This window comes from Serratia sp. BNK-4, from assembly GCF_048685115.1.
Lineage (GTDB): Bacteria > Pseudomonadota > Gammaproteobacteria > Enterobacterales > Enterobacteriaceae > Serratia > Serratia bockelmannii.
In genome coordinates, this window is record NZ_JBLQTM010000001.1 from 2,212,806 (window position 1) to 2,238,012 (window position 25,207).

Genomic DNA, 25,207 nt, shown 5'->3' on the forward strand with positions numbered 1-25,207 from the left:
CGCGTCCTATTCCCCCTGGCCGGTGTTCCCCGTCGGGTTAATCAATCAGAGGAAAGCAAACGCTGCTGCCAGTGCAACAGTTGGGTCAGCGTGACTGGCGCAGCGGCAGCCATGGCCGCGCGATCTTCCAAGGCAATTTCTCGGGCGCGCTGCAACGATTCGGTGCTGAGGCGCTGCAAGTTTTGTTGCGTCGCCTGTTGTATTTGCGCCAGTTCACCCGCGCTAACGTGCGGCAACTCATGACGCATCTGCAATAAGAATTCGTCGGTTAACTGCCTCAGCTGTTCAACGGTGAACGTCGGGGATTGCAGCGCGAACAGCAGGCCTTCGGCATCGGCGCAGCGGTGGAAGGCGCATTGCACCACGTAACCCACGTTGCGTTCCACGCGCAGCCGCTGAAAATAGCGCGGCGCGTAAAGCTGGGCCAGCACGCGCAGCGCCCAACGGCCTTCGGCTTCATCGTTTTGCAGCGGGTAAAACTGCAGTAAGGCACTTTCGGCGCCGCTTTCCGTCAGCGTGATGGGGCAATGATGTTGATGTGTCGGCAGCGGCGGCTCCGCGGCCACGAAATAGGGGAAGTCGTACAGCAGGTGCGACAGCTGCCGTTTTAACTCGCCATCGCCGCCGATCAAGGTGGCATGCCATTGTGCTGCTTCGGTTGGCGCACTGAGCGCCGCCGGCAATTGAGCTAACAGGCGGCGAATGGCGATATCGCTTTGTTCTTTCAGCTGCGTATGGCGCAGGTTTCTCGCCGCTTCGCTGAGAACGGTCGGCGGCAACACCGCCAGCGCTCGGTTCACCTCACTCAGCCCGTGGCAGATCAGCGCGTGGCTGCCCGCCAGTTGCAGCAGCCACACGCCCTGATGGCGCTCGAAGCTCAAATGTCCCTCCCGATGCGCCAGTTCTGCCGCCCCGGTGCGCAGCGCCGCCTGTAAGCCGTAGGCCTGTCCATCGCTGAAGCGGCTCGACGGCGCCGGCCGCAGCAGCAGCACAGGCTGCGCTTCGCCGGGGAGCAGATGCCGCAGCGGCGCCAGGCCGGAAGGCAAGGTCGGACTAAGCAGCGCCGCCGAGGTGGCGAAAAAGCGGAAAGGTTCCGCGGCAGACGTCAGCGCGGCGCCGGCGAAGGGGCCAAGCGCCAGCGGCAGCCCTTGAATTTCACGGGTTTCGCCGTGGCCATCAGGCCGCACGGCCAGGCGACGGCGCGGCGCGCTAATCAGCGCCGCAATATGCCGCGGCCAATCGTCGTTCGACTCCACCGGCGGTAGCCCAAGCGCTCTGGCCTGCAGCTGATCGAGCGGCGCCAAACGGTGGAAATCGCGATTTGCCAGCCGCTCGTAATGCGCAAGCTGAGCCGGTGTCAGCACCTGCAGCGCCTGTAGCCACGCCAGCAGGGCGCTTTCGATGTGGGCAGCTTCAGCGGCTGAACCGCGATTGACGGTAAAGATAAAACTCAGCAGGGCGTTGTTCTCACTGCAGCGCGAATAGTCCAGCCGAACGGCGTCACACCACGCCTGAGCGCGCAGCCGCGCCAGCAGCCCGCCGGGGGCTTCGTCCAACAGCAGGCGCTCCAGCCGCCGCAGCCAACCGCGTGAATGGGAACGCGACAGGGCAAATACCAGCCTCAGCTGCGGCGTGCCGGGAAGAGACAGGGTGTAATCTTTCGCGGCGGTTAGCGGCGGTGAGGCTTCGTGCGGTATGGCGCTGCCCGATGGCAAGCGGCTGCCGTAGCGCTGTGCCAGCGCATGCAGCTGCGCCAGCGATTGCGGGCCTTGCAGCCACAGCGTCATGTTTGGCGCGCGAAAATAGCGCTGGTGAAACTGCCGCAGCGCCAGCTGCAACGCGGAAATGTCGCTGCCGAAGGCGGCGCGGCTGCCGATATGAAAGCGATGCATTGCACCAAGGCCGCCGAACATCTGCCGCTGCGCCGCTTCGCAGCGAGTTTCACCATCTGCGCGCAGCAGGCGGTATTCGGCGTCGATGACCTCGATCTCCTGCTCAATCGCCTCGGTCGCCAGCTGTGGGGCGGCGAGCATATCGCTTAGCCGCGCCAACCCCTGCGCCAAATGTTCGGTGCCCACCTCGAAGAAAAACGCGGTTTGCGTAGCCTGGGTGGTGGCGTTCAGTCGGCCAGTGACCGACGGTACCCAGCTCATCAGGCCCTCTTGCGCGCTGAAGTTCGCGCTGCCGCGAAACAACATATGCTCCAGCAGGTGCGCCAGGCCCGGCCAGGCGACGGGCGCCTGAAAACTGCCCGCCTCAATGCGCACCAGCGCGGCGGCGCAGTCGGCAGCAGGGTCGCTTATCGCCTTGACGGCCAAACCGTTCTCGAGCTGCCAAGAGGCGCCGGCGAGTGCCATCGTCAACCCTTGAAGATCAGACGGGAGTTGGCCTGATTGCGAAAACGCAGCTGATCGATACCGATCTGCGAACGGTTCGCCGCTTCCCGCGCCGCCAGAATGGTGCCGTGGTGCGGCGATTTGCCGCACACCGGGTCGGCGTTGTCGGCGTTGCCGGTTAGCATGAACGCCTGACAGCGGCAGCCGCCGTAGTCTTGCTCTTTCTCCGAGCAGGAACGGCAGGGCTCCGGCATCCAGTCATAGCCGCGATAGCGGTTAAAACCGAACGAGTGGTACCAGATATGCTGCAGATCGTGCTCCAGCACCGACGGGAAGGCGATCGGTAACTGACGGGCGCTGTGACAGGGTAATGCCATGCCTTCCGGCGTCACGCTCATGAAGATGGCGCCCCAGCCACCCATGCAGCCTTTGGGGCGCTCCTCGTAGTAGTCCGGCGTGACGAACAGCAGGTTGGCCAGCTTGCCGTCGGCGGCCATGCATTCGCGGTAGCGTTTCACCACGGTTTCCGCATCGGCGATCTGTTCGCGGGTCGGCAGCAGACCTTCACGGTTCAGGTGCGCCCAGCCGTAGAACTGGCAGGTCGCCAGCTCGACGTCGTCGGCGTCCAGCTGGATCGCCAGTTCGATAATGCGGTCGATCTGGCCGATATTATGGCGATGCAGCACGAAGTTGAGCACCATCGGATAGCCGAGCGCCTTGACCGCCTTGGCCATGGCCAACTTCTGCTGAAATGCTTTGGCGGAGCCCGCCAGCGCGGCGTTCAACGTTTCATCGCTGGCCTGAAAACTGATCTGAATGTGATCCAGCCCGGCGTCGGCGAAGGTCTGCAGCTTTTTCTCGGTCAGGCCGATGCCGGAGGTGATCAGGTTGGTGTAAAACCCGAGATCGCGGGCGGCGGCGATCAGCTCGGGCAGGTCTTTACGCACCAGCGGCTCGCCGCCGGAGAAGCCGAGCTGCACGCTGCCCATCGCCCGCGCTTGGCGAAACACCTCGATCCACTGCGCGGTGGTCAGCTCTTTTTCCTGCGCGGCAAAATCGAGCGGGTTAGAGCAATAGGGGCACTGCAGCGGGCAGCGGTAGGTCAGCTCCGCCAGCAGCCAGAGCGGCGGATTCACCGCCGGCGCACGTGGTTCAGTCACGGAAGGTCACCCATTTTTGTTCGTAGGCGCGCTGGAAAAATTCCAGCACGTCGTCCGCTAACCCTTCGGCGCCGGGGAAGCGGGCGTTCAACTGGGCGATGATGCCGTTCAGCGTAGTGTGGCCGTCGACCAGTTGCAAAATGGCGGCGGCGCTGTCGTTCAGCTTGGCCATGCCTTCCGGGTAGAGGATCACATGGCTGTTTTGCACCTGCTCCCATTGCAGGCGGTAACCGCGGCGGAAGACGGGGGTGTGTTCAGGGTTCAGCGTCATTACACCAGCCTCTGGTTGTGCCATACCCGCGCGGCGGTCACGCTGTGGTAAGGCGGGCGGTTCAGGGTGTAGGCCATGCTCATGGCGTCCAGCATGCTCCACAGAATGTCCAGCTTGAACTGCAGGATCTCCAGCATGCGCTGCTGCTTTTCAACGGTGTCGCAATAGTCCAGCGCCAGCGCCAGGCCGTGTTCCACATCGCGGTTGGCCTGGCCGAGGCGGCTGCGGAAATAGTCGTAGCCGGCGGCGTCGATCCACGGGTAGTGCTGCGGCCAGCTGTCGAGGCGCGATTGGTGAATTTGCGGCGCGAACAGTTCGGTCAGTGAGCTGCAGGCCGCTTCCTGCCAGCAGGCGCGGCGCGCGAAGTTGACGTAGGCGTCCACCGCGAAGCGCACGCCCGGCAGTACCCGCTCTTCAGAGAGCAAAGTGTCGCGCTGCAGCCCAACGGCTTCGCCCAGGCGCAGCCAGGCCTCGATGCCACCTTCGCTGCCGCCGTAGCCGTCGTGATCCAGGATGCGCTGTACCCATTTGCGGCGTGTTTCCGGCTGTGGGCAGTTGGCCATGATCGCTGCATCCTTAATCGGAATGCTGGTCTGGTAGTAGAACCGGTTGGCCACCCAGCCCTGGATCTGCTCGCGGGTCGCTTCGCCGTTGTGCATCGCGATGTGGTACGGGTGGTGGATATGGTAATAAGCGCCTTTGGCGCGCAGCGCCGCTTCAAACGCCTGTGGGTCAAGGGGGAGTGGTTGCGTCATGGCGGTCCCTACAGTTCGATATTCATGCCGTCCCAGCTCACTTCAATGCCGGCGGCGGTCAGGCTTTGCCGCTCTGCCGAGTTTTCATTGAGGATAGGGTTGGTATTGTTAATGTGGATCAGGATTTTGCGCCTGGCGGGCAAGGTGGCGAGCAGGGCCGCCAGCCCATGTTCTTCCGCCAGCGCCAGATGCCCCATGTCCTTGCCGGTATTGCGGCCCACGCCGGCGTTGGCCAGCTCGTTGTCGCGCCACAGCGTGCCGTCGATCAGCAGGCAGTCCGCGCGGTGCAGCCACGGCATCAGCGCCTCGTCCGGCTCACCCAGGCCCGGTGCGTACAGCAGCCCGACCCCGCGTGCGGTATCTTCGATAAACAGCGCCACGTTGTGGCCCGGCAGCGGGCGATCGCGGTACGGCGAATAGGGCGGCGCGTTGCTGAGCAGCGGAATGGCGGTAAAGCGCACGTTCGGACAGACCGCCGTGTGGAACGGCTCACCGGGCGTCACCGGGTGGTGAATCAGCCCGCCGTTCCAGTGGGAGAGCATGGGAAACACCGGGAAGCCGGTGCTGAGATCGTCATGTACTTCAGGCGTGCACCAGACCTGGTGCGGACAGCCCTCACGCAAATTGAGTAAGCCCGCGCTGTGATCGATCTGGCTGTCGGTCAGCACGATCGCGCCGATGCCGGTGCCACGCAGCACGTCGGGGTTATTCAATTCGGGCGAGGCCAACAGTTGATGGCAAATGTCCGGGGAAACGTTGCACAGCACCCAGTTTTTACCGTCGTCGCTGATAGCGATGGAAGACTGCGTGCGGCGCGTGGCGCTGATGCTGTGGTCGCGAACGCCCCGACAGTTGTCGCAGTTGCAATTCCACTGGGGAAAGCCGCCGCCCGCCGCCGAGCCGAGAACTTTTATCTGCATGTCTAAACCAGAAAGAGAGGGAAAGAAATGCCCGCGCGAAGGGCGGGCAGACGGGCGATTAACGGTTGGAAATGTACAGCGTTACTTCCAGCCCCAGACGCAGGTCAACAAACTCAGGTTTAGTCCAGGTAGTCATAGCGGTGCTCCTTAGCATGCATCGTAATATGTCGAACCCAATGAGAAACGTTCGCATTCGGCCGGCCCAATGTTGGCGAAATGTGACGGAGATCGCAACCTTTAAAGCGTAACCGGGTTATTCACCCCAGGTGGCGGCGAGCACGTTCAGCCAGTTGCGCCAGGTCAGCTTCTCCAGCAGCCGGTTATCGAACCCGGCCTGCGCCAGCGCTTGCGTCAGGCGCGGCAGGCCTGCGGCGTCCTCCAACGGTTGCGGTACGTTGACCCCGTCAAAATCAGAGCCAAACCCCACGCGATCTTCACCAAGTTTAGCGATCAAATACTCAACGTGTTTAACAATTTCTGTTAAGCCGGTCGTTGCACTGTCACGTTTACCGTCCGCCCGCAGGAAGGCGGTGCCGAAATTGACGCCGACCATCCCGCCGCTCTGGGCGATGGCGTCCAGCTGCGCGTCGGTCAGGTTGCGTGGCTGCGGGCAGAGGGCATGGGCATTGGAGTGGGTAGCGACCAGCGGTGCGGTGCTCAACGCGGCGGTTTGCCAGAAGGCTTTCTCGTTCATGTGCGAGACGTCTATCATGATGCGGCGCTGATTGCAGGCACGGATCAGCGCCTCGCCGGCCGGCGTCAGGCCGGGGCCGGTATCGGGTGAGCCGGGGAACGACCCGCTGACGCCGGTACCAAAGGCGTTTGGCAGATTCCAGAATGGCCCGATGCTGCGCACGCCCAGCCGGTAGAAGGCCTCCAACTGCGTCAGTTCTGCATCGATCATGCCGGCGCCTTCGATATGCAGCACCGCGGCGATTTGCCGGTTGAGGCGGCACTGTTCTATTTCGGTGGCGGTGCGACAGATGCGCAGCTGCCCCTGAGAAGCCTGCTCCAGCTGCTGCAGGATGGCGATCTGCCGTTCGGCGATCGCCAGCGGATCGAAGGCGGCCTGCGCCTCGTCCTGCGTTTGATTACGCATCTGGGCGATATAGCTGACCGGAGGAATAAATACCGCGAACAGCCCGCCGAAAAATCCGCCGCGCCGCATGCGGGAGAAATCGAGGTGGCCCGGCGTGACGCGGGAATAAAAGGCGGCGACCGGATCGTCGTCATGCTGCAGCCACAGATTGAGCAGCAGGTCGTTATGGCCGTCGAAGACCGGCCAGAGAGGGGGAAGCGTCATGGGCGTTTCACTGAGTCAGGCATCGTGAACGCTATGTTCTCCCATCGAGCGAGGGGGAACAACCCTCGCTCGATGGGGATTTTAAAGCCGAATTGTCAATTCGACGTCATCCGCGAACGGCGTGGAGAGATAGCCCGTCGCCGGATCGCGCACCCGCGCCAGGTAATCCGGGCTGTCATCGGCGTTGTCCGCGACGATCAGCGCACCGGGCCGCAGACGGCTCTCAAGCAGGTCGAGAATATCGGGATAAAGTCCCTTGGCGCCGTCGAGCAGCAGCAGGTCGACCGTGGCCGGCAGATCGCCGCGCAGCGTTTCCAGGGCGTCGCCGACGCGGATCTCCACCAGGTCGATGACGCCGCCTTCGGTCAGGTTGTCACGCGCCCGCGCCGCTTTGCTCGGTTCAAACTCGCAGGTAATCAATCGGCCGCCGCCGTTATCGCGCAGTGCGGCGGCCAGGTGCAGGGTCGAAATACCGAACGACGTGCCGAATTCGACGATGTTTTGCGCCCGACAACCCCGCGCCAACATGTAGAGCAAGGCACCGGTCGCCGGCGACACGGCCAGCGGGAAATCCTTCAGGCGGTGGTAGAGTTCGCGGTACTCGGTTTTGCTCTGCATCAGCCGGCTTTGCTCTGCGTCCGGCACGTCGCGGAACAGGGCGGCAAGCGCCGGGGACCGGCGGGATGCCTGTTGGAACAGACGGGTTAGCAGCGGCGCTAAGGGGGCAGTGGTCAGGGTACTCATGGCAAATTTCCTGTCGTAAATGGAGCGCGTTAGCGCATGCCGTTATAATATGACGAACTATTCGCATTCCTCTATTCGCATTGGCCGCCCGCTATGACTGAACGCCGCAGTAAGCAAATTTCTTCGAGAAAACAACCGCAACAGGCGCGCTCCGCCGAACTGGTGTCCGCTATTCTGACCGCCGCTATTCAGGTTTTGGCGCAGGAGGGGGCGGCGCGTTTCACCACCGCCAGGGTGGCCGAGCGTGCCGGCGTCAGCGTCGGGTCGCTTTATCAGTATTTCCCCAATAAGGCGGCGATCCTGTTTCGTTTGCAGAGCGACGAATGGCGGCAGACCACGGATATGCTGAGCCGTATTTTGGCCGATCGCGAGAAAACGCCGTTCGCGCGCTTGCGGTTGTTGGTGCAGGCGTTTATCCGTTCGGAATGTGAAGAGGCGCAGATGCGCGTAGCGTTGAATGATGCGGCGCCGCTTTACCGCGATGCGCCGGAGGCACAGGCGGTAAAGGCAGCCGGCAAGGATATCGTGCAGGTTTTCATGTGCGAAGCGTTGCCTGGTGTTCCGCAGGTCACTCGCCGGTTGGCGGGCGATCTGATCGTCGGCACGTTGGGGGCGGCGGGCAAGCAATTCTCCGAAACGCCGCGAACCGATACCGAGATCGCGGCTTATGCCGATGCGATGGCGGACATGTTTTGCGCTTATCTGGCCGATTTAAACCGGCATCAGAGGCCGTAAACGCTTTTTAGGTGACATTGTCATTCACCGAGGGCTGCGCCTCCCGATGACAAACCGACAACACCAACTGCCGCAGCCAGCGGTGATCCGCCTCGGCGTCCAGGCGCGGGTGCCACATTTGCGAGACGGTAATGGGCGGCGTTTTCACCGGCAGCTCGAAGACGCGCAGCGGGCCATCGGCAGGTTGAGCCTGCAGGAAAGAGGTGGGCAGCAACGCCAACAGGTTCGAGGCTTGCGCCACCGCCAGCGCGGCGGGAAAGCTTGGCACCACGGCGGCGATATGGCGTGCCAGCCCCAGCTCCGCCAGCGCGGCATCTACCGGCCCGAGAATGCGCCCGCTGCGCGAGGCCACCACGTGGCCGCAGGCGGCGTAGTCGGCGACGCCAATCTCTGGCTGTTGCGCCAGCGGATGTGCGGTTCTCATCACGCCAACGAAGCGATCGCGGAACAGCGCCTGCAGGCGGATTTCCGGGCCCATGTCACCCAATACGCCGATCTCCAGATCGACCAGACCTTCACGCAGGGGGCGGTCGCTTTTCTCCGGCTTGGGCGCAAAGCGCAACCGCACCCGCGGCGCCTGTTCGGCGGCGGCGGCGATCAGCGCCGGGCCGAAGGCTTCAACGAAGCCATCGTTGGCGCGCAGCGTGAAGGTACGATCCAGCACCGCGGGATCCAATGCTCCCTGCGCCGGACGCAGCACCGCACGGGCTTCGAACGTCGCGTGCCGCGCCCGCTCGCGCAGCGTTTCGGCATAGGGCGTCAGCACCATATGACGGCCGGCGCGCACCAACAGAGGATCACCGGTGGCCGTGCGCAGCCGGCTGAGGGTGCGGCTCATCGCCGAGGCGCTTAAACCGAGACGCCGCGCCGCGCCGGCAACGCTGCCCGCCGTCAGCAGCGCGTCGAGTGCGATCAGCAGGTTGAAATCAGGGTCGGTCATGCGTGCGCATCCTGTCGTGCTGAATAGGGGGAAAGGCGTTCGATGCAGTTTGTGCGTGCGAATGCTGCATCAGTCGCCATGCATTATGCCTGAGCCTGTTTTCGCTGTGCCATGACTTACCGCTAAAAAACCGGAGGGGGACTGGCCCGTTTGCCGTCTGAACATGGCGATAAACGCGGACGGATCGTTATATCCCAGGGTAGAGGCGACATATTTGACGGCTTTCCCTTCCTGTAACAGCGTCATCGCCATGAGGGTTTTGCTTCTCAGCTTCCATTCATTGAAAGAGATGCCGGTAGCGGCGAGAAATCGCCGCGACAGCGTACGCTCACTCAAGCCCAGCATGCCCGACCATTGTGTCAGGGTGTTGAGATCGTGCGGCGCGGCGCTCATCTTTTCGGTCATGATCTTGACAACGTCATCGCTGCCGAGCGGCAGGTAGCTGTCAAAACGCTCCGACAGCGCCAGCTGCTCAAGCAACGCGGTAACCAGCGTCTGGTCCTGAGGCGTGTGCGGATAGCCAATAAGCCTTTCTGAAAAATCGGCCAGCACCGCTTTGACGATCTTATTCAGCCGCAGGGTTTGCGGTTTGCTCGGTAAGGATTGGCATAGCGAGGGGCTGACATGAAGAATGACATAGTCAATTGCACTCTTTGCTACGGATTCATGTTCGGTATTAACGGGGAGCCAAATGGCATATTCTGGTGTGGATAAATAAATATTGTTCTCAATATTTATTTCCGCCAACCCTTTCATGGAATACATCAGTTTGCCCCATGGCAACGCCTGTAAAGGGAATTGCGTTCCTGCCGGCCAGGATTTATTTCTGAACCAAATCGATATTGGGATTTCCCCGGTCAATTCTGACGGTTTCATGACGCCCTCCTGTCCGTTCATGGCTGCGTCTTCCTATTATAACAATAAGTTGTCTGATAATCGGCATTTCTATTCTATGGGGAAAGCTTACTCTGGGCAGGTCATTCCCCTGGATAAAGGTAACAATATGTACGGTAAAATCATTGATCTTTCGGTGCCGCTGATGAGCGGGATCGCTTCCGATCCGGAGCGGTTTCTGCCGGAAATCGAGTATGTTGATAACAAGCACGGAGCGTTGCAGCTGGCGGAATCATTCCCCGGTCTGGATCCCCGGGAGTTGCCGCGTCAGGAGGGCTGGGCGGTGGAGTTTGTCCGCATGAGCACCCATGCGGGGACGCATATGGACGCCCCTTATCACTACCATTCACATATGGATGACGGATCGGCGTCAAAGACCATTGATGAAATACCGCTGGAATGGTGTATCGGCCCTGGCGTCAAATTGGATTTTCGGCATTTTCCCGACGGCTATGTAGCCACTGCACATGATATTGAGCGTGAATTAGCGAGGATCGGCCATCCTATCGCCGCCGGCGATATTGTCCTGGTCAACACGGCGGCCGGCGGGCGTTACGGCAGCGAAGATTTTATTCATCGCGGTTGCGGCATGGGCCGCGAAGCGACGCTGTATCTTACTGAACGTGGCGTCAGGGTGGTGGGCACCGATGCCTGGAGCTGGGACGCGCCATTCAGCCATACGCGCACCAAATTTGAACAAAGCGGCGATATTTCGCTTATTTGGGAAGGGCACTATGCCGGCAGTCAATATCCTTATTGTCAGATTGAAAAACTGTGCAATCTTGAATTGCTGCCGCCCTGTGGATTTAACGTGATCAGTCTGCCGGTGAAGGTTTATAAGGCATCCGCCGGCTGGGCTCGGCCGGTTGCAATTATCGATGAACGCGCAGGGGAATAAACGATGGCCAGAATAAAACTGCCGGCAGTGAGTGAATTAACGGCTGAGCAGCAGCAGCAATATGCCCGTTTTCCCGCCAATCTTACGCTGGGTCTGTTGAAAACCAGCCGTTCGACGCAGGGATATCTGTCCCTGGGCGCTTCTTTTCCGGCCGGGCGACTGTGTGATAAAGATCGGGAAATGATCATATTAAGGGTTGGCGCGTTAAGCCACAGCGCTTATGAGCGTATGCAACACTATCCGCTGGCGATCCTTGCGGGGTGGCGCGATGACGACATCGAGAAAATAGAGCAGGGTGTGGGCATCGACGCCAGAGGGACGGCCATCTTGCATTTTGTCGATGAATGCGTGAAGCAGGTGAAGGTCTCTGCCGACACATTTAACGCGGTCAGGCGCTATTATGACGAGGTTCAACTGGCTGAACTGGCATTAATGATTGGGCACTACATGATGACGGCGCGCTTTTTGGAAACGCTGGAAATCGATCTGGACCTACAAGCGACATCCTGGGAAAACATGTCAACGGATTGAATACGCGCACGGCGTGAGCGCGATAAAAAAGCCGATAACCTGGGGTTGTCGGCTTTTAATGCGCAGTGGCAGAGGGTTACGCGGGCAGCTGCTGGGCGGTTTTCTCGACCAGCGCCAGCAACAGCTTGATGTCTTCCAGCGTCACGATCGGGTTCAGCAGCGTCATCTTCAGGCAGGTCACGCCATCGAACTCGGTCACGCCGACGTTGGCGCGGCCCGATTCCAACAGGGCGTCACCGATACGCTGGTTGAACAGCGCGACAGCCGCATCGCCGTTCGCCGCCAGCTGCGCCGGACGGTAGCGGAACAGCACGCTGGCCAGCTGCGGCTGCATCACCAGTTCCAGTGCTTCCTGATCGGCGATGTAACGTGCCACCTGTTGCGCCAGCGTCACGCCATGATCGATGATCTCGGCGTATTGCTTCTGCCCGAGTGCTTCCAGCCCCATCCACAGCTTCAACGCATCGAAGCGGCGGGTGGTCTGCAGCGACTTGGACACCAGGTTCGGCACGCCTTGCGCTTCGTCGAACTCGGAGTTCAGGTAGGCCGCCTGATAGCGCATCAGCTCGTAGTGGCGCTCGTCTTTCAGCAGGAAGGCGCCGCAGCTGATGGTCTGGAAGAACTGCTTGTGGAAGTCCAGGGTGATGGAGTCCACCAGCTCCAGGCCGTCCAGGTAGTCGCGGTACTGCTCGGAAAGCAGCAGCGCGCCGCCCCAGGCCGCATCCACGTGCACCCAAATCTGCTGCTCCGCCGCCAGCCGTGCGATGTCGCGCAGCGGGTCAATGGCACCGGCGTCGGTGGTGCCGGCGGTGGCGACAATCGCCATCACCTGCTCGCCGTTGGCCTTGGCCTGCGCCAGTTTTTCCGCCAGATCGTTCACGTCCATGCGGGCGAAGCGATCGGTTTTCACCAGGGTGACGGACTGATAGCCGAGGCCCATCAGCGCCATGTTCTTCTGCACCGAGAAGTGGGCGTTTTCAGAACAGAACACCTTCAGCTTGCGCAGATCGCCCACCAGACCGTCCTGCTGCACGGAGTGGCCCTGACGCGCGAAGAACGCGTCGCGCGCCAGCATCAGCCCCATCAGGTTGCTCTGGGTGCCGCCGCTGGTGAACACCCCGGCGTCGCCGGACGGGTAACCGACCTGGGCGCGGAGCCACTCGATCAATTTCATTTCGATCAGCGTGGCCGACGGGCTCTGATCCCAGGAGTCCATGCTCTGGTTGGTGGCGTTGATCAGCACTTCGGCAGCCTGGCTAATCACCAGGCTCGGGCAGTGCAGGTGCGCCACGCACTGTGGGTGGTGCACCGACAGGCTGTCTTTCAAAAAGTACTCGATGGCGCGCTCGATCGCCGCCTGGTTGCCCAGGCCTTGCGGAGTGAAGTCTAGCTGGATGCGCTCGCGCAGTTCGGCAACGCTTTTGCCCTGATACATCTCGGGCTGTTGCAGCCACTGCACAACGGCTTCACTGCTCTGTGCGATCGCCTGGCGGTAAGCCTCGGCGCTGTGCGCCGAGGAAGCCAGAATCGGGTTTAACTTGGACATCGCGGTCATTCGCTCCAATCAGACAGGCTTGACGCCGGCGGCCAACAGCGCCTGCTCAAATTTATCCAGGAAAATACCCAGCTCATCATTGGTGATCAGCAGGGAAGGCAACAGGCGCAGCACACAGCCGTTGCGCCCGCCGCGCTCCAGGATCAAGCCGGATTCGAAGCATTTTTTCTGCAGCAGCGCGGACAGCTCGCCATCGGCCGGGTAACAGCCCATGTGATCCTGCGCTTCGTTCGGCTTGACGATCTCGATGCCGATCATCAGGCCCAGACCGCGGACGTGACCGATCACCGGATAACGTTTCTGCAGCTCGGTCAGCTTGCCTTTGAGCCATTCGCCCTGAGCGGCCACTTTATCGGCGACCTTATGCTCTTTCAGGTACTGCAGGGTGGTCAGGCCGGTGGCCATCGCCAGCTGGTTGCCGCGGAAGGTGCCGGTGTGGTGGCCCGGTTCCCAGGCATCGAACTCTTTTTTGATGCCCAGCACCGCGAGCGGCAAGCCGCCGCCGACCGCTTTCGACATCACGATGATGTCCGGCTCGATGCCGGCGTGTTCGAAGGCGAACAGCTTGCCCGTACGGGCGAAACCAGCCTGAACTTCGTCGATGATCAGCAGAATGCCATGCTCCTGCGTCACTTTGCGGATGCGCTGCAGCCACTCGGCCGGCGCCGGGTTAACCCCGCCTTCGCCCTGAACGGCTTCTAGGATCACCGCCGCCGGTTTACGCACGCCGCTTTCCACGTCGTTGATCAGGTTGTCGAAGTAGTAGGTCAGCGCCTTGACGCCGGCTTCGCCGCCGATGCCCAGCGGGCAGCGGTATTCATGCGGATAAGGCATGAACTGCACTTCCGGCATCATGCCGTTGATCGCCGCCTTCGGCGACAGGTTGCCGGTGACTGACAGCGCGCCGTGGGTCATGCCGTGATAGCCGCCGGAGAAGCTGATCACGCCGGAACGGCCGGTGTGCTTTTTCGCCAGCTTCAGCGCGGCTTCCACCGCATCGGCGCCGGACGGGCCGCAGAACTGCAGGCAATACCCTTTGCCTTCGCCAGGCAACAGAGAGAGCAGGTAATCGGAGAAACGATCTTTCAACGGGGTCGTGAGATCGAGAGTATGTAACGGCAAGCCGCTGGTAATGACATTTTGGATGCTTTGCAGGACGTCGGGGTGATTATGTCCAAGAGCCAACGTTCCCGCCCCGGCCAGGCAATCAAGATATTGATTATTCTCAACATCAGTGATCCAAACGCCCTGGGCTTTCGCAATTGCCAACGGCAATTTGCGCGGATAACTCCTAACATTCGACTCAAATTCGGCTTGACGCGCCAAATAGGTTTCATTGTTTCCGTTTAATGAGTTTGCAACTAAAGTATCAATACGGACTTTATCCGTCATCATATCTCTCCTACAACCGAAGGTCTCAAGACGCAACGATTGAATTAATGAATTAGAAAAGTAACTGCCTTGTGAAAAGCGCGACCAATATATGGCTTTTTTGCCTGGGACTCAATAGCCGATTTTGTTTTGAATTGTTTAGTTTTTTCTTAGGCTCATCAATATGTTGTTGATTTGTTGACCGTTGGTTTTGCCAGCAAAAAACAACATTTCTTTAACATTGCGTAAAAATCCTTTTCTGCTTTCCTTTGGCTACTTCTTTAATGCATTTATTATTAAGGTGAATTTCCGATTAATAACATAAATAGAAAATAGCGGCTTATTTTCATCTATTCACCACCTTAAGTCCTATAGCGGTTATATACACAAAATTTGTGATGAATATAAGCGGTCGAGCGTTAAAAGCGCAGTACCCAGAGTGGTGATTTCTTGCAGATTTTACGTAGCGCGATCAAAAAAGCGGGATTTTTGTGCGGTGCCGGCGAGTCTGCCGGCACCGCGGTTATTAACGTTGCCGTAACCAGGCGTGATAGCGCCGCAGAGTGCGGCGGGTGCGCCACCGGTCGATGAGCAGCGACCACAGCGGGGAGTAACGCACGTTGCGCGTCCGATCGCGGCTCAGGGCGTGCATGCGGCGCTTGATCAGCGCCATACGGGCGAGCAGCGTCAGCGTTTTATCGCGCCATTTTACCGGTGCGGGCAGCGCATGAGGGGCTTCGCCGGTTTGCCAGCGGTGCGGCAGATCGGGAATTTCCGCCATGGCGGTGGCGATGCCGACCACCGCGATGCCGCTGTTCAGCACCCGTTGCGCCACCGACGGGCGGGCGATGCCGCCAGTAGTCATCACCGGCATGCGGGCCACTGCGGCGAGATCGCGGGCGAAGGTCAGAAAATAGGCTTCGCGCGCCAGGGTGCTGTCGTCCGCCGCTTCGCCCTGCATCGCCGGGCTCTCATAACTCCCGCCTGACAACTCCACCAGATCGACCGGCAGTTCGTTGAGCATCAACAATACCTGTCGGGCCTCGTCCGGCGAAAAGCCGCCACGCTGAAAATCGGCGGAGTTCAGTTTGACCGCCACGCAAAAGCCTGGCGAGACACGCTGGCGCACCGCGCGCACCACCTCCAGCAGCAGGCGGGCGCGATTCGCCAGCTCGCCCCCCCAACGATCGCTGCGCTGGTTGGACAACGGCGACAAGAACTGGGAGATGAGGTAGCCGTGCGCCGCATGGATCTGCACGCCGGTAAACCCGGCCTGTTCGGCGGCGTGCGCGCTGGCGGCGAAGCGGGCGATCACCTCGGCAATCTGCGCTTCGCTCATGGCCTGCGGCGGGGCAAACTGCTTGCTGTACTTGCCCATCGCCATTGGAATGGCGGAGGGCGCCCAGGCGTTACCGCCCATGTTGGCCATCACCTGACGGCCCGGGTGGCTGAGCTGCATCCATACCTGTGCGCCTTCTTGGCGCGAGGCCGCCGCCCAGGTTTTGAACGCCTCGAGCGGCGTATCCTGTTCCAACACTACGCCGCCGGGGCCGGTCATGGCGCGTCCGTCGATCATCACGTTGCCGGTGATGATGAGGCCGGCGCCGCCGATACCCCAGTGGCGATACAGGCGCCATAGCGCGGGGCCGGGCAGTTGGCCCTCATCGGCCAGATTTTCTTCCAACGCGGCCTTGGCCAGACGGTTGGGTAAGCGGCTGCCGTTGGGCAGAATCAGTGGGGTAAACATCGGGTACGTTCCTGTCGCAGGGGGAATGGCGCTATACTAGGGTTAAAGTTAACTTTAAGGTCAATAGGGCATGAAAATCGGAGAGTTGGCGGAGCGCGCCGGCATGGCCGCCTCGGCGATACGTTACTACGAACAGCAGGGTCTGCTGCCCAAAGCGGTGCGCGGCGTTAACGGATATCGGGTGTATAGCGAAAGCGCGCTGGAGCGGCTGCACCTGATCCAAATCGGCCAGAATCTGGGGTTTTCGCTGCAGGCGATCCGCGGGGTATTGGCGCTGCAGGGCAGCGCCTATCAGGATGGGTTGATACAGGGCGTCGACAGCCGGCTGGCGGAAATCGAGCGGATGATGGCGACGCTGAACGAGCAGCGTGAGACGTTGATGGCGACGCGGCGTATTCTGTTGGAATCCGGCGTGGCGGGATTATGCCGCGCAAAAAATGAAAAACAGGCCGGTGCGTGGCCGGCCTGCAAAGATTAACGGTGTTTAAAGGCGGCGCGCCCGGCATATACCGCCGCGATGCCCAATTGGTCTTCGATGCGCATCAGCTGATTGTATTTTTCGATCCGCTCGCCGCGGCACGGCGCGCCGGTTTTCACATGGCCAGCTCGCATCGCAACCGTCATATCGGCGATAAAGCTGTCGACGGTTTCGCCGCTGCGGTGTGAGATAAAGGCGCCCCAGCCATTTGCCTGGCAAAGCTGCACGGCGGCGAAAGTTTCGCTCAGCGTGCCAATCTGGTTCAGCTTGATCAGCGCCGCATTGGCCAATCTTTCATCAATCCCGCGCTGGATGTATTTCACGTTGGTGACGAACAGATCGTCACCGACCAGTTCCACCTGATCGCCCAGGGCGTCGCTGAGAATGCGCCAGCCCGCCCAGTCGTCCTCGGCCAAACCGTCTTCAATCAGCACGATGGGAAAATCTTGCACCAGCCGCTGGTAATAGGCCGTCATCTGTTCGGCATCCAGTTCAGCGTTTTCGCTGCGCAGGCGGTATTTGCCGTTGGCATAGAATTCACTCGAGGCCGGGTCCATGCAAATGGCGATATCGTCTCCCGGTTGATAACCGGCTTTCTCTATCGCCTGTACGATCAGCTCCAGCGGTTGCCGGTTAGAGGCAACCGCCGGCGCAAAACCGCCTTCGTCGCCAACGCCGACCGACAGGCCTTTCTCCAACAGAATTTGGCGCAGCGCCTGATAAACTTCACTGCCCCAGCGCACGGCCTCGCGCAGCGACGGCGCGCCCAGCGGCGCTATCATAAATTCCTGAAAGTCCGCACCTTGCCAGCGGGCATGCACGCCGCCGTTGATGATATTCATGCAGGGCACCGGCAGCAGGTTGGCGCCGAGACCGCCCAGATAATGATACAGCGGCAGCTGCGACAATTGCGCCGCGAGGCGGGCGGCGGCCAGAGAAACGCCGAGCAGGGCGTTGGCCCCCAATCGGCTCTTGTTCTCGCTGCCGTCCAGTGCGATCAACCGGCGGTCAATCTCCCCTTGTTGGCGTACATCCACCCCGCGCAGCGCTTCATTGATCGCCGTTTTGACGCTTTGCACCGCTTCCTGAACGCCTTTACCGCCGTAACGGTGCGGATCGCCGTCGCGGTGTTCCACCGCCTCGCGTGAACCGGTGCTGGCGCCGGAGGGAACCGAAGCCCGTGCCACGACGCCCGCCGCAGTCATTTCAACTTCGACGGTGGGGTTGCCGCGCGAATCCAGGATCTCTCTGGCGGTTACGTTTTCAATTTCATAGCTCATGGATGATCACCTCATTCTAGGGAGTGGGCACGTGCTTTATCAGCACGTCGATCGACAAATGGTTAATGAACTCGAAGCCGAAGGAGGCAAAGACGCCGAACGGACGGTTCTGATGGCCGAGCAGCAACAGATCGACGCCTTCACGGGCAATCAGGGCCTCGATGTCTTTGAAGCGGTGAATACTGACAATTGCGCGCACCTCCAGGGGGATTGTGCAGTCTTCCACCAGCCGGCTGAGCATGGCTTTGGCAGCGATCACCTCGCTGGACTGGCGATCTTTGGTTTGTGCATCGCTGAGGTAGTCCAGCTCGGCATAGTCGGCGCTGATGTGCGCCACGGTAATGCGCGTATTCATCTGCTGATTGAGGCGTTCGGCATGGCGCAACAGCAGCCGGCCGTCGCGTTCATCCTGCACCAGCAGTAAAGCATGTTGATAGAGCGACATGACTTATCTCCCTGCGTTAGCAATCTGTAGGGTTAACCACGGTAAAACCTCTTTTTTCCGGCTCGTCATGCCGGGCAGCGACACCTGCCGAATGGCGAGCACCCGGTTCGACGAGAAATACAGGGTAGAGCGGTGGCGGGTGATATCGGTAACCAGCAGCGCGGCCATCTCCAGCCCGGCCTCCTGCTTAGCCTGATCGAGCGCCTGTTGCAGCGCGGGCAACAGCGGATCGATATCGCTCATAGCCCGCACTTCTATCTGCGACAGCAGCAGCGAGACGCTATGGATGCGGTAATTCTTAGCGTCACGGTGCAGCAACTGCGGGGCGGATTGCCCCGAAAGATCGGTTTTGGCGGCAAGCAATCCGGCGGTGAAGGCGTCATAGTCAACGTGAGAGATTGCGCATAACCGCGCGACCGCCACCCGATCCTGTTCGGTGGTGGTCGGTGCGCTCAGCGCAACGGTATCGCTCAAAATCGCGCCCAGCAGCAGTGTGGCCTGGGCGGAAGAAAGCGGCATCGGCGTATCTGACGCCAGTATGGACAGGATCACGGTGGCGCAACAGCCAACGGCGCGGATCCAGACATCGGGCGGGTTGCGGGTGATCAAGGTGCCCAGCCGGTGATGATCGATAACGCCGACCACATCGCTGTCGGGCAATGAGGCCGGCCCTTGTTCGACGTCGGTAAAATCCACCAGCCAGACTTTGCGGTCACGGAGATCGTCTGTCAGCAGCGCAGGCGCTTGTACGCCGGCGGCGGCCAGTATGTAGCGGGTTTCCGGCGTCAATTCGCCAAGGCGGAAAGCGACGGCCGGTTTGCCGAGGTGATTGAGCCAGTCCGCGACCACCAGCGCGCTGCAGATGCTGTCGCTGTCGGGATTTTTATGGCCGAAAACGTACAGCGGCATTTCCCGCACGGCGAGATCAGGCTGGGACGGAAAAGGGGTAATACGTGAGATTTCATTCATAGCGACTCCTGACATACCTGCCTAAAAAATAAAGCGAAGTTGTATATCAGGCGTCATCATCCGGTTCGAGCGAACGCGGCGGTTGGGAAAGGTGGAACACCATCACCTTGTGAACGACTGTAGCGCAGCGCGGTGGCAAACGCAACGCCCGGCAAAGCTGGCGAGAATGCGCAATCGGATTGATACTGAGTGAGTCTATGATGGACAAGGATATTTGCCGCTAACCGACGGATAGGCTGAACGGAATCACGCAGGCTGGCTGCGCCGGATCCGTGGGTGACACAATGGGAGACAACATGCTTGAACCCTGCTTCCCCGAAAACGAAGCCGAACGTCTGTCGGTACTGAACTCGCTGAACGTGCTGGATTCGAACTCGGTGGAAAAACTGGATCGTATTACACGGCTGGCGGCGAAATACTTCGGCGTCACCATTGCGCTGGTGTCATTGATCGACCGGGATCGCCAATGGTTTCTATCGCGCTACGGTCTGGATGTCCGGGAAACGCCGCGTAACATCTCATTTTGTGGCCATGCGATCTTGCAACGTGAAGCGCTGGTGGTGCCCGATACCGCCAACGACCCGCGTTTTTTCGACAATCCGCTGGTGATCGGCGGGCCGCGAATCGGTTTCTACGTTGGGCAACCGCTGCTGTCGCTCGACGGTTTGCCGCTCGGCACCCTGTGCATTATCGACAGCCAGCCGCAGCCGTTTTCTCCGGAACAGGTGGCCGACCTGCACGACTTCGCCGCCGTGGTGGAAGAGTACCTGCAGAGCATTGAACGCCATGTCTATACCGAAAACCTGAAGTCCAACCTGCAACGCTCGGAAGCCTTGTTCGAACAGACCTTCGCCCAGGCGGCGGTAGGGATGGCGCTGGTGTCACTGCAGGGGTATTGGCTGCGGGTCAATCCGCGCATCTGCGAAATGTTGCACTATTCCGAGCGCGAGCTGATGGATCGCACCTTTCAGGACATTACCTATCCGCTCGATCTCAACACCGATCTGGAAAAACTGCAGCAACTGCTGAGAAACGAGATCAGTACTTACTCGCTGGAGAAACGCTATTTCCGTGCCGATGGCTCGATCGTCTGGGTGCAGCTGACGGTGGCGTTAAACCGGCTGCCTAACGGCAAACCGGATCATTTCATCTCGGTTATCGTCGATATCAGCGAGCGCAAGGCGGCGGAGGCCGATCTGTTCTCTCTGCAACACGAGCTGGAACAACGCGTCGAAATCCGCACGCGGGAGCTGAACGTGGTCGTCAAGAAACTCAACGAAGAGATTGAAACCCGGGTACTCGCCGAATATCAGCTCAGCACGGAGAAGGAACGCCTGCGGGCCATTACTGACAACATGCCGGCGTTGATCAGCCAAATCGACGGTAATGAACGCTACCTGTTCGCTAACAGCGCCTATAAAACCTGGTTTGGCCTGGAAGAAAGCCGCCTTAGAGGAATGACGGTGCGCGATTTTATGGGGGAGAACGTTTATCAGATAGCGAAACCGATGATAGACAGGGCCCTGGCGGGGGAAATGGTGAGCTTCGAAAATGAGCTCCAGACCCAGAAGGGGTTGCTGATGATCCACACTACGCTGGTGCCGTGCGAGGCTCAGGGGTTTTACATTCTGTCCATGGACATTACCGAGTTGAAGCGCCTGCAGCAACGGCTGGAGTACGATGCTACGCACGACATGCTGACTGGGTTGACCAACCGCCGCGCTTTTCTGCGTCGGTTGTCCAGCACGGTGCAGGCCTGTTGCGAACAGCGGCAAATGGCGCTGGTGTTCATCGATCTCGATGGTTTCAAAGCCCTCAATGACAGCTATGGCCATGACTTCGGCGATCTGATCCTCAAGACGTTCGCCAGGTTGCTCAGCGCCTGCGCCGGCGAGCGCCATAGCGTTTCGCGCCTGGCCGGTGACGAATTCACGGTCATCCTGTGGCCGTTGGCGGAACCGCAGCGCGAGGTCAGCGAATTTTGCGAAAACGTGTTGGCGCGGCTGGCTGATATTTCGCAGATCGGGCAGCAGACGGTGAGCCTGTCCGCCAGCCTGGGGGCGGCGATTTCCTCACACACTGACGTGACGGAGGAGATGCTGTTGACCCGCGCCGACGGCGCGATGTATCAGGCGAAATCGGCCGGTAAGGGCACTTATGCCATCTGCGAGTTATGAGCGTGAAACGGTGACCGTCTCAGGGTAAGCTGTTTTCTTCTTTCCTGTGAGCAGAACTCCGGACTGACTGCATGGCGTCTAATCATCAACACAAAGACTGGCTGGAACTGCGGCGCGATGACGAAACCGGCATCGAAAGCGTCAATGCCCACTTTCAGGGGCATGCCTACGATCCCCACGATCATGACGAAATGCTGGTGGGCGTGACGCAGCAAGGTTTACAACGTTTCAACTGTCATCGTTCCTTGCATACCAGCCGGCCGGGACGTGCCATGCTGATCGAGCCGGGCGCGGTGCACGATGGTCATGCGCCGCAGGCCGAAGGGTTTACCTATGCCATGCTTTATCTGCCGCAGCATTGGGTTTCCGATGCGATGAACCGCCGCGGATTAGGGGACGTTTCTGTGCTGGAAGGCGCCTTCCACAGCACGTTGACCGACGATCCGATGCTGGCGACCGCGATACAACAGGCTTTTTTTGCGTTGCATCAGGGGGAAGGCCGGCTGGCGCGCGATCAAAGCCTGGATCAACTGCTGACGCTTTTGGCGCGGCATATACGCGTCAGGCCAACGTCCCAAAGCGATGATGCTTTGATTGTGATGAATCGCTTACGAGACTACCTGCACGAGCACATGGCGGGTAACCCCAGCCTGGATGAACTTGCGCTTCAGTGCGGCCTGGACCGCTTCCGCCTGACTCGCCAGTTCACCCGGGCCTTCGGCCAGTCGCCGCATGCTTACCTGGTCCGGCTGAGGCTGCGGGCTGCACGCTTGTTGTTGGCGCAGGGGGAAGAACCGGCGCAGGTCGCGATGCAGGTGGGCTTTGCCGATCAGAGCCACTTGGGCCGCTGGTTCCAGCGCGCCTACCGTTTATCGCCGGCGGCCTATCAACGTCAGTGCACAAACGTTCTATACCGCTGATTCGCCCATCGCCGATGATGCGCTTTTATTTTAAGAGCACAACGGAGTAGAGCGAAACATGTTTGATACCAAGATAGCGTTTATCGTACGCGACGATCTGCAGACCTGGCAGCGGCTGAATGTGGTGGCCTTTCTGGCGACGGGCATCGCCGCCGCCGCCCCGGAAATCATCGGCGAGTGTTATGTGGATGCGCAAGGCAGACGCTACGGCGGCATTTCCGGGCAGCCGATGCTGATTTTTGCCGCGGATCTGCCGGGCCTGCAAAAGGTGCATCGCAAAGGGCTGGAGCGGGAATTGACGTTGGTTCCCTATGTGCACGCCATGTTTGCGACCGGGCACGATGCAGCCAACCGGCAGGTTTTTCTCGCTGAAGACGCGGACAATCTGGATTTGGTCGGCCTGGCGTTGCGCGGGCCGAAGAAAGCGGTGGATAAGGCGATAAAAGGCCTGACGCTCCACGCCTGAGAATGTCTTTGCCTGGTTTACCGACTGGACGCGCGAAACGCTCGCGCATGTCCAGGAGGGTGACGCGTTTCCGATACGGCGCTTACGCCTGGAACGTTTGCAGCCAGGCGGCGAATTGGCTCACGACCTCATCGTCCCGATCGCGCAGCAGCAGGGAATAAACGCCGGTTCGGATAGTCAACGCTGGGAAAGGCGACACCAGCCGGCCAGACGACAGATGTTTGGCGCAGAACAGGTAAGGCACGACGGCCAGTCCCAGGCCGTCTTCGGCCGCCTGAATGGCGGCGAAGGTATGGTCGAGCGTCAGCGGCGGCGGCGAGGCGTCCAGCGCCGTCGGATAGGTATTCAACCAGCTGTGCCATAAATCCTCACGGGCGCGGATGCGAATGGCGGTATGCTCGGCCAGATTGTCTGGCGCGCTGATCGGCATGGTGCGCAAATAGCTTTGGCTGCAGACCAGCAGGCTGTCTTCCTGCAAAAAAGGGATCGCTTTCAGTCCGGAGAAGTGCGCGGGATCGCGCCGGATCGCCAGGTCAAACGGCATATTGCGATCGACGGCCCCAGTGGCGGTGGTGATATCAATCGCGACCTCCGGATGAATCTCGTTGAACGCTGCCAATTTCGGCATCAGCCAGTGCATGGTGAACGTCGGCAGGCTGTGTACCACCAGCCGCTGCCGGCCGGCGCTCGCTTTCAGTGCGCTTTCCGCCGAAAACAATTCGCTTATCACTCGGGACGCAGTGCGGGAAAAATTCTCGCCGGCCTGCGTCAGCCGCACGGACTTGTGTCCGCGATAAAACAGTTTGAGCTGCAGCTGTTCTTCCAGGCTGCGGATGTGGCGACTGACCGCGCCGGTGGTGAGAAACAGCTCATCCGCAGCGGCGCTGAAGCTGCCGAGACGGGCGGCGGCTTCGAAAGCGGACAGGTGCGGCAGGGAGTGAATTTTTTTCATAGGTTGAGTCTAGCTCAACCAAGTGAGGGAGGAAAGATCGTTTGTCAGCCGTTGATTTTGCTCACTATGATGAGGCATCTCCTTCTGATTGCTGAGTTTATGATGCGGATCTTTTGGCTATCGGTCATGCGTGTTAATGGCGTTATCCTCACCCTGCGGTTGACAGGGAGGCGCCCCTGAGATGCGAGCTTTCTTTTTGCTTTGCGTGAGCCGGGCCGGCCTCTGCCTGGGCACCATGATGTTCGCCGGCGCGCTGCCGACCATCAGAAGCGAGTGGCAGCTCGGCGCCGCCTCCGCCGGTACAGTGCAGACGGTGTTCAGCCTGACCAACGCCCTGGCGTTGCTGGTGGCTTCCTGGTGGTGTGATTCGCTGGGCGCGCGTCGGGTGTATCTGCTGTTTTCCTGGCTGGGTGCCGGTGCGCTGATGCTGTTCGCCGTGTTTGCCCATTCGTATATCGGCGCTCTGGTGTTGATGGCCTTCGTCGGCCTGACGCAGGGCGGCGCCTATACGCCGGCGCTGCTGTTAGCGATGGGGATGAACGGCCCGGCCCGACGCGGTTACGCCATCGGCATGATCCTGGCGGCCAGTTCGTTGGGGTATTTTCTGTCGGTTTTCATCGCCGGTTGGAGCGCTATGCGCTGGGGCGCCGGCGTGGCGTTTGCCCTGTGCGCCGCCGGTGCGCTACTGGGGGCGCTGGCGGGTTCGTTGGCCCTGGTCGGTTATCAGGAACCGCAACCGCGCACGCTGGGGAGGAAGACGAAACGAGAAAGCTATGCTATCACCTATGCGACCCTGCTGTTGCTGATCGGGTATATCGCTCACAGCTGGGAACTGCTCGGTAACTGGGCCTGGGCACCCAGCCTGGTCAGCGAGGCGTTGAGCGGTTTCTCTCTGGATCCGCTCAGCGCCGGATTGATCGCCGCGGCGGTGATCCACCTGGCCGGCATGATCGCCACGCTGATTGTCGGCACCGTTTCCGACTATTTCAATCGTGCCTCGGTGCTGACGTTTGTGGGCGCCGCCGGTGCGTTGGGATCGCTGCTGATGGGGTGGTCGGCGAACTGGGGGCCGGGCTGGACGCTGCTGTTCGTCAGCATCGGCAGTTTCTTTATTCTTGGCGACTCCGGCGTGCTGTCGGCGGCGATGGCGGACAACGTGCCGCCGCAACAGCTCGGCAGCGTGATGGGCTGGCGATCGTTGCTGGGGTTCGGCATCGGTTCGTTCGCCCCGTTATCCTTTGGCATCGTGATGGATACCACCCAGAGCTGGGGCACGTCTTATGCCGTGTTGGCCTGCGGCGGCGGGGTAGCCTGCCTGGCGGCAGGATTGCTTTGGCGACAACACTTGAAATGAGGTTCG

At 60.4% G+C, this 25,207-nt stretch carries 25 protein-coding genes and 1 riboswitch; of the genes, 8 read left to right on the forward strand and 17 right to left on the reverse strand.

Annotated elements, in window-relative coordinates; translation table 11 throughout:
- Positions 1-41: 41 nt before the first annotated feature.
- The 8 genes from pqqF to ACMGGW_RS10770 all read right to left on the reverse strand — a co-directional run bounded on the left by pqqF (position 42) and on the right by ACMGGW_RS10770 (position 7,489).
- Positions 42-2,357, reverse strand: coding sequence for a pyrroloquinoline quinone biosynthesis protein PqqF (pqqF, locus tag ACMGGW_RS10735; protein ID WP_197831985.1), 2,316 nt, complete (start codon positions 2,355-2,357; stop codon positions 42-44).
- A 2-nt stretch (positions 2,358-2,359) separates the two neighbouring features.
- On the reverse strand, positions 2,360-3,496 hold the full coding sequence (gene pqqE / locus ACMGGW_RS10740; RefSeq protein ID WP_142590387.1) for a pyrroloquinoline quinone biosynthesis protein PqqE: 1,137 nt from the start codon (positions 3,494-3,496) through the stop codon (positions 2,360-2,362).
- Positions 3,489-3,767 (reverse strand): pyrroloquinoline quinone biosynthesis peptide chaperone PqqD, encoded by a 279-nt coding sequence (gene pqqD, locus ACMGGW_RS10745; protein ID WP_016927749.1) that lies wholly within the window; start codon positions 3,765-3,767, stop codon positions 3,489-3,491. Before pqqD ends, pqqE begins: the two co-directional genes overlap by 8 nt.
- Complete coding sequence (gene pqqC, locus ACMGGW_RS10750; protein ID WP_025302820.1) at positions 3,767-4,522, reverse strand: pyrroloquinoline-quinone synthase PqqC; 756 nt, start codon at positions 4,520-4,522, stop codon at positions 3,767-3,769. The genes pqqD and pqqC overlap by 1 nt, the downstream gene beginning before the upstream one ends.
- Before the next feature lie 8 nt (positions 4,523-4,530).
- Complete coding sequence (gene pqqB, locus ACMGGW_RS10755) at positions 4,531-5,442, reverse strand: pyrroloquinoline quinone biosynthesis protein PqqB (RefSeq protein ID WP_025302821.1); 912 nt, start codon at positions 5,440-5,442, stop codon at positions 4,531-4,533.
- Between the two features lie 58 nt (positions 5,443-5,500).
- On the reverse strand, positions 5,501-5,578 hold the full coding sequence (gene pqqA, locus ACMGGW_RS10760) for a pyrroloquinoline quinone precursor peptide PqqA (RefSeq protein ID WP_004937827.1): 78 nt from the start codon (positions 5,576-5,578) through the stop codon (positions 5,501-5,503).
- 117 nt (positions 5,579-5,695) lie between these two features.
- Positions 5,696-6,745 (reverse strand): dipeptidase, encoded by a 1,050-nt coding sequence (locus tag ACMGGW_RS10765; RefSeq protein ID WP_049207640.1) that lies wholly within the window; start codon positions 6,743-6,745, stop codon positions 5,696-5,698.
- Between the two features lie 81 nt (positions 6,746-6,826).
- The gene (locus tag ACMGGW_RS10770) at positions 6,827-7,489 is read right to left on the reverse strand and encodes an O-methyltransferase (RefSeq protein WP_089180898.1); all 663 of its coding nucleotides are present in this window, start codon (positions 7,487-7,489) and stop codon (positions 6,827-6,829) included.
- Between the two features lie 93 nt (positions 7,490-7,582).
- Here ACMGGW_RS10770 and ACMGGW_RS10775 point away from each other — a divergent pair, with 93 nt between their 5' ends.
- Positions 7,583-8,224, forward strand: coding sequence for a TetR family transcriptional regulator (locus ACMGGW_RS10775; RefSeq protein ID WP_089180899.1), 642 nt, complete (start codon positions 7,583-7,585; stop codon positions 8,222-8,224).
- Between the two features lie 7 nt (positions 8,225-8,231).
- Here the strand turns inward: ACMGGW_RS10775 and ACMGGW_RS10780 are convergent, their stop codons facing one another.
- Both ACMGGW_RS10780 and ACMGGW_RS10785 read right to left on the reverse strand, forming a co-directional pair.
- A complete protein-coding gene (locus ACMGGW_RS10780; RefSeq protein ID WP_197833435.1) occupies positions 8,232-9,164 on the reverse strand; it encodes a LysR substrate-binding domain-containing protein in 933 nt (310 codons plus the stop codon).
- Between the two features lie 69 nt (positions 9,165-9,233).
- A complete protein-coding gene (locus ACMGGW_RS10785; RefSeq protein WP_239665988.1) occupies positions 9,234-10,040 on the reverse strand; it encodes a helix-turn-helix domain-containing protein in 807 nt (268 codons plus the stop codon).
- Positions 10,041-10,167: 127 nt separating this feature from the next.
- Between ACMGGW_RS10785 and ACMGGW_RS10790 the strand changes: the two genes are divergently transcribed.
- Positions 10,168-10,956 (forward strand): cyclase family protein, encoded by a 789-nt coding sequence (locus tag ACMGGW_RS10790; RefSeq protein ID WP_049204029.1) that lies wholly within the window; start codon positions 10,168-10,170, stop codon positions 10,954-10,956.
- A 3-nt stretch (positions 10,957-10,959) separates the two neighbouring features.
- A complete protein-coding gene (locus tag ACMGGW_RS10795; protein ID WP_049204030.1) occupies positions 10,960-11,487 on the forward strand; it encodes a carboxymuconolactone decarboxylase family protein in 528 nt (175 codons plus the stop codon).
- A 76-nt stretch (positions 11,488-11,563) separates the two neighbouring features.
- On the opposite strand, the gene ACMGGW_RS10800 is transcribed toward ACMGGW_RS10795, so the two are convergent.
- The 3 genes from ACMGGW_RS10800 to ACMGGW_RS10810 form a co-directional block, all read right to left on the reverse strand.
- On the reverse strand, positions 11,564-13,033 hold the full coding sequence (locus ACMGGW_RS10800; RefSeq protein ID WP_043137457.1) for a pyridoxal phosphate-dependent decarboxylase family protein: 1,470 nt from the start codon (positions 13,031-13,033) through the stop codon (positions 11,564-11,566).
- 18 nt (positions 13,034-13,051) lie between these two features.
- Positions 13,052-14,434 (reverse strand): diaminobutyrate--2-oxoglutarate transaminase, encoded by a 1,383-nt coding sequence (locus ACMGGW_RS10805; protein WP_071826114.1) that lies wholly within the window; start codon positions 14,432-14,434, stop codon positions 13,052-13,054.
- Positions 14,435-14,939: 505 nt separating this feature from the next.
- Complete coding sequence (locus ACMGGW_RS10810) at positions 14,940-16,160, reverse strand: NADH:flavin oxidoreductase/NADH oxidase family protein (RefSeq protein WP_025302830.1); 1,221 nt, start codon at positions 16,158-16,160, stop codon at positions 14,940-14,942.
- 70 nt (positions 16,161-16,230) lie between these two features.
- On the opposite strand from ACMGGW_RS10810, the gene ACMGGW_RS10815 reads away from it, so the two are divergent.
- Positions 16,231-16,638 (forward strand): MerR family transcriptional regulator, encoded by a 408-nt coding sequence (locus tag ACMGGW_RS10815; RefSeq protein ID WP_025302831.1) that lies wholly within the window; start codon positions 16,231-16,233, stop codon positions 16,636-16,638.
- Here the strand turns inward: ACMGGW_RS10815 and eno are convergent.
- The 3 genes from eno to ACMGGW_RS10830 are packed head-to-tail and all read right to left on the reverse strand — an operon-like array spanning position 16,635 to position 19,332.
- Complete coding sequence (gene eno, locus ACMGGW_RS10820) at positions 16,635-17,918, reverse strand: phosphopyruvate hydratase (RefSeq protein WP_167324312.1); 1,284 nt, start codon at positions 17,916-17,918, stop codon at positions 16,635-16,637. The two genes, ACMGGW_RS10815 and eno, sit on opposite strands and share 4 nt — an antisense overlap.
- Positions 17,919-17,934: 16 nt before the next feature.
- On the reverse strand, positions 17,935-18,363 hold the full coding sequence (locus ACMGGW_RS10825) for a universal stress protein (RefSeq protein ID WP_025302833.1): 429 nt from the start codon (positions 18,361-18,363) through the stop codon (positions 17,935-17,937).
- 3 nt (positions 18,364-18,366) lie between these two features.
- Entirely contained in the window at positions 18,367-19,332 is a 966-nt protein-coding gene (locus ACMGGW_RS10830; protein WP_167324313.1) for a DHH family phosphoesterase, read from the reverse strand.
- A 40-nt stretch (positions 19,333-19,372) separates the two neighbouring features.
- Positions 19,373-19,448: riboswitch (Fluoride riboswitch) on the reverse strand.
- A 180-nt stretch (positions 19,449-19,628) separates the two neighbouring features.
- Between ACMGGW_RS10830 and ACMGGW_RS10835 the strand changes: the two genes are divergently transcribed.
- From ACMGGW_RS10835 to ACMGGW_RS10845, 3 genes are all read left to right on the forward strand, one after another.
- Complete coding sequence (locus ACMGGW_RS10835; protein ID WP_043137367.1) at positions 19,629-21,509, forward strand: diguanylate cyclase domain-containing protein; 1,881 nt, start codon at positions 19,629-19,631, stop codon at positions 21,507-21,509.
- Between the two features lie 71 nt (positions 21,510-21,580).
- The gene (locus ACMGGW_RS10840) at positions 21,581-22,429 is read left to right on the forward strand and encodes an AraC family transcriptional regulator (RefSeq protein WP_043137364.1); all 849 of its coding nucleotides are present in this window, start codon (positions 21,581-21,583) and stop codon (positions 22,427-22,429) included.
- A 58-nt stretch (positions 22,430-22,487) separates the two neighbouring features.
- Positions 22,488-22,895 carry a DUF2000 family protein gene (locus ACMGGW_RS10845; RefSeq protein WP_043137360.1) on the forward strand — a complete coding sequence of 136 codons (408 nt, stop codon included), beginning with the start codon at positions 22,488-22,490 and terminating at the stop codon, positions 22,893-22,895.
- 82 nt (positions 22,896-22,977) lie between these two features.
- Here ACMGGW_RS10845 and ACMGGW_RS10850 read toward each other — a convergent pair whose 3' ends face one another.
- Positions 22,978-23,847 carry a LysR substrate-binding domain-containing protein gene (locus ACMGGW_RS10850; RefSeq protein WP_149570021.1) on the reverse strand — a complete coding sequence of 290 codons (870 nt, stop codon included), beginning with the start codon at positions 23,845-23,847 and terminating at the stop codon, positions 22,978-22,980.
- 181 nt (positions 23,848-24,028) lie between these two features.
- On the opposite strand from ACMGGW_RS10850, the gene ACMGGW_RS10855 reads away from it, so the two are divergent.
- The gene (locus tag ACMGGW_RS10855) at positions 24,029-25,201 is read left to right on the forward strand and encodes an MFS transporter (protein WP_230201384.1); all 1,173 of its coding nucleotides are present in this window, start codon (positions 24,029-24,031) and stop codon (positions 25,199-25,201) included.
- Positions 25,202-25,207: the final 6 nt, after the last annotated feature.

What these genes read in the sequence shown, in the direction of transcription:
- ACMGGW_RS10815 (WP_025302831.1), top strand. Translation starts at nt 16,231, where the DNA reads ATGAAAATCGGAGAGTTGGCGGAGCGCGCCGGCATGGCCGCCTCGGCG.
- eno (WP_167324312.1), bottom strand. Translation starts at nt 17,918, where the DNA reads ATGAGCTATGAAATTGAAAACGTAACCGCCAGAGAGATCCTGGATTCG.
- ACMGGW_RS10790 (WP_049204029.1), top strand. Translation starts at nt 10,168, where the DNA reads ATGTACGGTAAAATCATTGATCTTTCGGTGCCGCTGATGAGCGGGATC.
- pqqA (WP_004937827.1), bottom strand. Translation starts at nt 5,578, where the DNA reads ATGACTACCTGGACTAAACCTGAGTTTGTTGACCTGCGTCTGGGGCTG.
- ACMGGW_RS10810 (WP_025302830.1), bottom strand. Translation starts at nt 16,160, where the DNA reads ATGTTTACCCCACTGATTCTGCCCAACGGCAGCCGCTTACCCAACCGT.
- ACMGGW_RS10775 (WP_089180899.1), top strand. Translation starts at nt 7,583, where the DNA reads ATGACTGAACGCCGCAGTAAGCAAATTTCTTCGAGAAAACAACCGCAA.
- ACMGGW_RS10805 (WP_071826114.1), bottom strand. Translation starts at nt 14,434, where the DNA reads ATGACGGATAAAGTCCGTATTGATACTTTAGTTGCAAACTCATTAAAC.
- ACMGGW_RS10770 (WP_089180898.1), bottom strand. Translation starts at nt 7,489, where the DNA reads ATGAGTACCCTGACCACTGCCCCCTTAGCGCCGCTGCTAACCCGTCTG.
- ACMGGW_RS10800 (WP_043137457.1), bottom strand. Translation starts at nt 13,033, where the DNA reads ATGTCCAAGTTAAACCCGATTCTGGCTTCCTCGGCGCACAGCGCCGAG.
- ACMGGW_RS10795 (WP_049204030.1), top strand. Translation starts at nt 10,960, where the DNA reads ATGGCCAGAATAAAACTGCCGGCAGTGAGTGAATTAACGGCTGAGCAG.
- ACMGGW_RS10780 (WP_197833435.1), bottom strand. Translation starts at nt 9,164, where the DNA reads ATGACCGACCCTGATTTCAACCTGCTGATCGCACTCGACGCGCTGCTG.
- ACMGGW_RS10840 (WP_043137364.1), top strand. Translation starts at nt 21,581, where the DNA reads ATGGCGTCTAATCATCAACACAAAGACTGGCTGGAACTGCGGCGCGAT.
- pqqD (WP_016927749.1), bottom strand. Translation starts at nt 3,767, where the DNA reads ATGACGCTGAACCCTGAACACACCCCCGTCTTCCGCCGCGGTTACCGC.
- ACMGGW_RS10830 (WP_167324313.1), bottom strand. Translation starts at nt 19,332, where the DNA reads ATGAATGAAATCTCACGTATTACCCCTTTTCCGTCCCAGCCTGATCTC.
- ACMGGW_RS10835 (WP_043137367.1), top strand. Translation starts at nt 19,629, where the DNA reads ATGCTTGAACCCTGCTTCCCCGAAAACGAAGCCGAACGTCTGTCGGTA.
- ACMGGW_RS10845 (WP_043137360.1), top strand. Translation starts at nt 22,488, where the DNA reads ATGTTTGATACCAAGATAGCGTTTATCGTACGCGACGATCTGCAGACC.
- pqqF (WP_197831985.1), bottom strand. Translation starts at nt 2,357, where the DNA reads ATGGCACTCGCCGGCGCCTCTTGGCAGCTCGAGAACGGTTTGGCCGTC.
- ACMGGW_RS10825 (WP_025302833.1), bottom strand. Translation starts at nt 18,363, where the DNA reads ATGTCGCTCTATCAACATGCTTTACTGCTGGTGCAGGATGAACGCGAC.
- ACMGGW_RS10785 (WP_239665988.1), bottom strand. Translation starts at nt 10,040, where the DNA reads ATGAAACCGTCAGAATTGACCGGGGAAATCCCAATATCGATTTGGTTC.
- ACMGGW_RS10855 (WP_230201384.1), top strand. Translation starts at nt 24,029, where the DNA reads ATGCGAGCTTTCTTTTTGCTTTGCGTGAGCCGGGCCGGCCTCTGCCTG.
- pqqB (WP_025302821.1), bottom strand. Translation starts at nt 5,442, where the DNA reads ATGCAGATAAAAGTTCTCGGCTCGGCGGCGGGCGGCGGCTTTCCCCAG.
- ACMGGW_RS10765 (WP_049207640.1), bottom strand. Translation starts at nt 6,745, where the DNA reads ATGACGCTTCCCCCTCTCTGGCCGGTCTTCGACGGCCATAACGACCTG.
- ACMGGW_RS10850 (WP_149570021.1), bottom strand. Translation starts at nt 23,847, where the DNA reads ATGAAAAAAATTCACTCCCTGCCGCACCTGTCCGCTTTCGAAGCCGCC.
- pqqC (WP_025302820.1), bottom strand. Translation starts at nt 4,522, where the DNA reads ATGACGCAACCACTCCCCCTTGACCCACAGGCGTTTGAAGCGGCGCTG.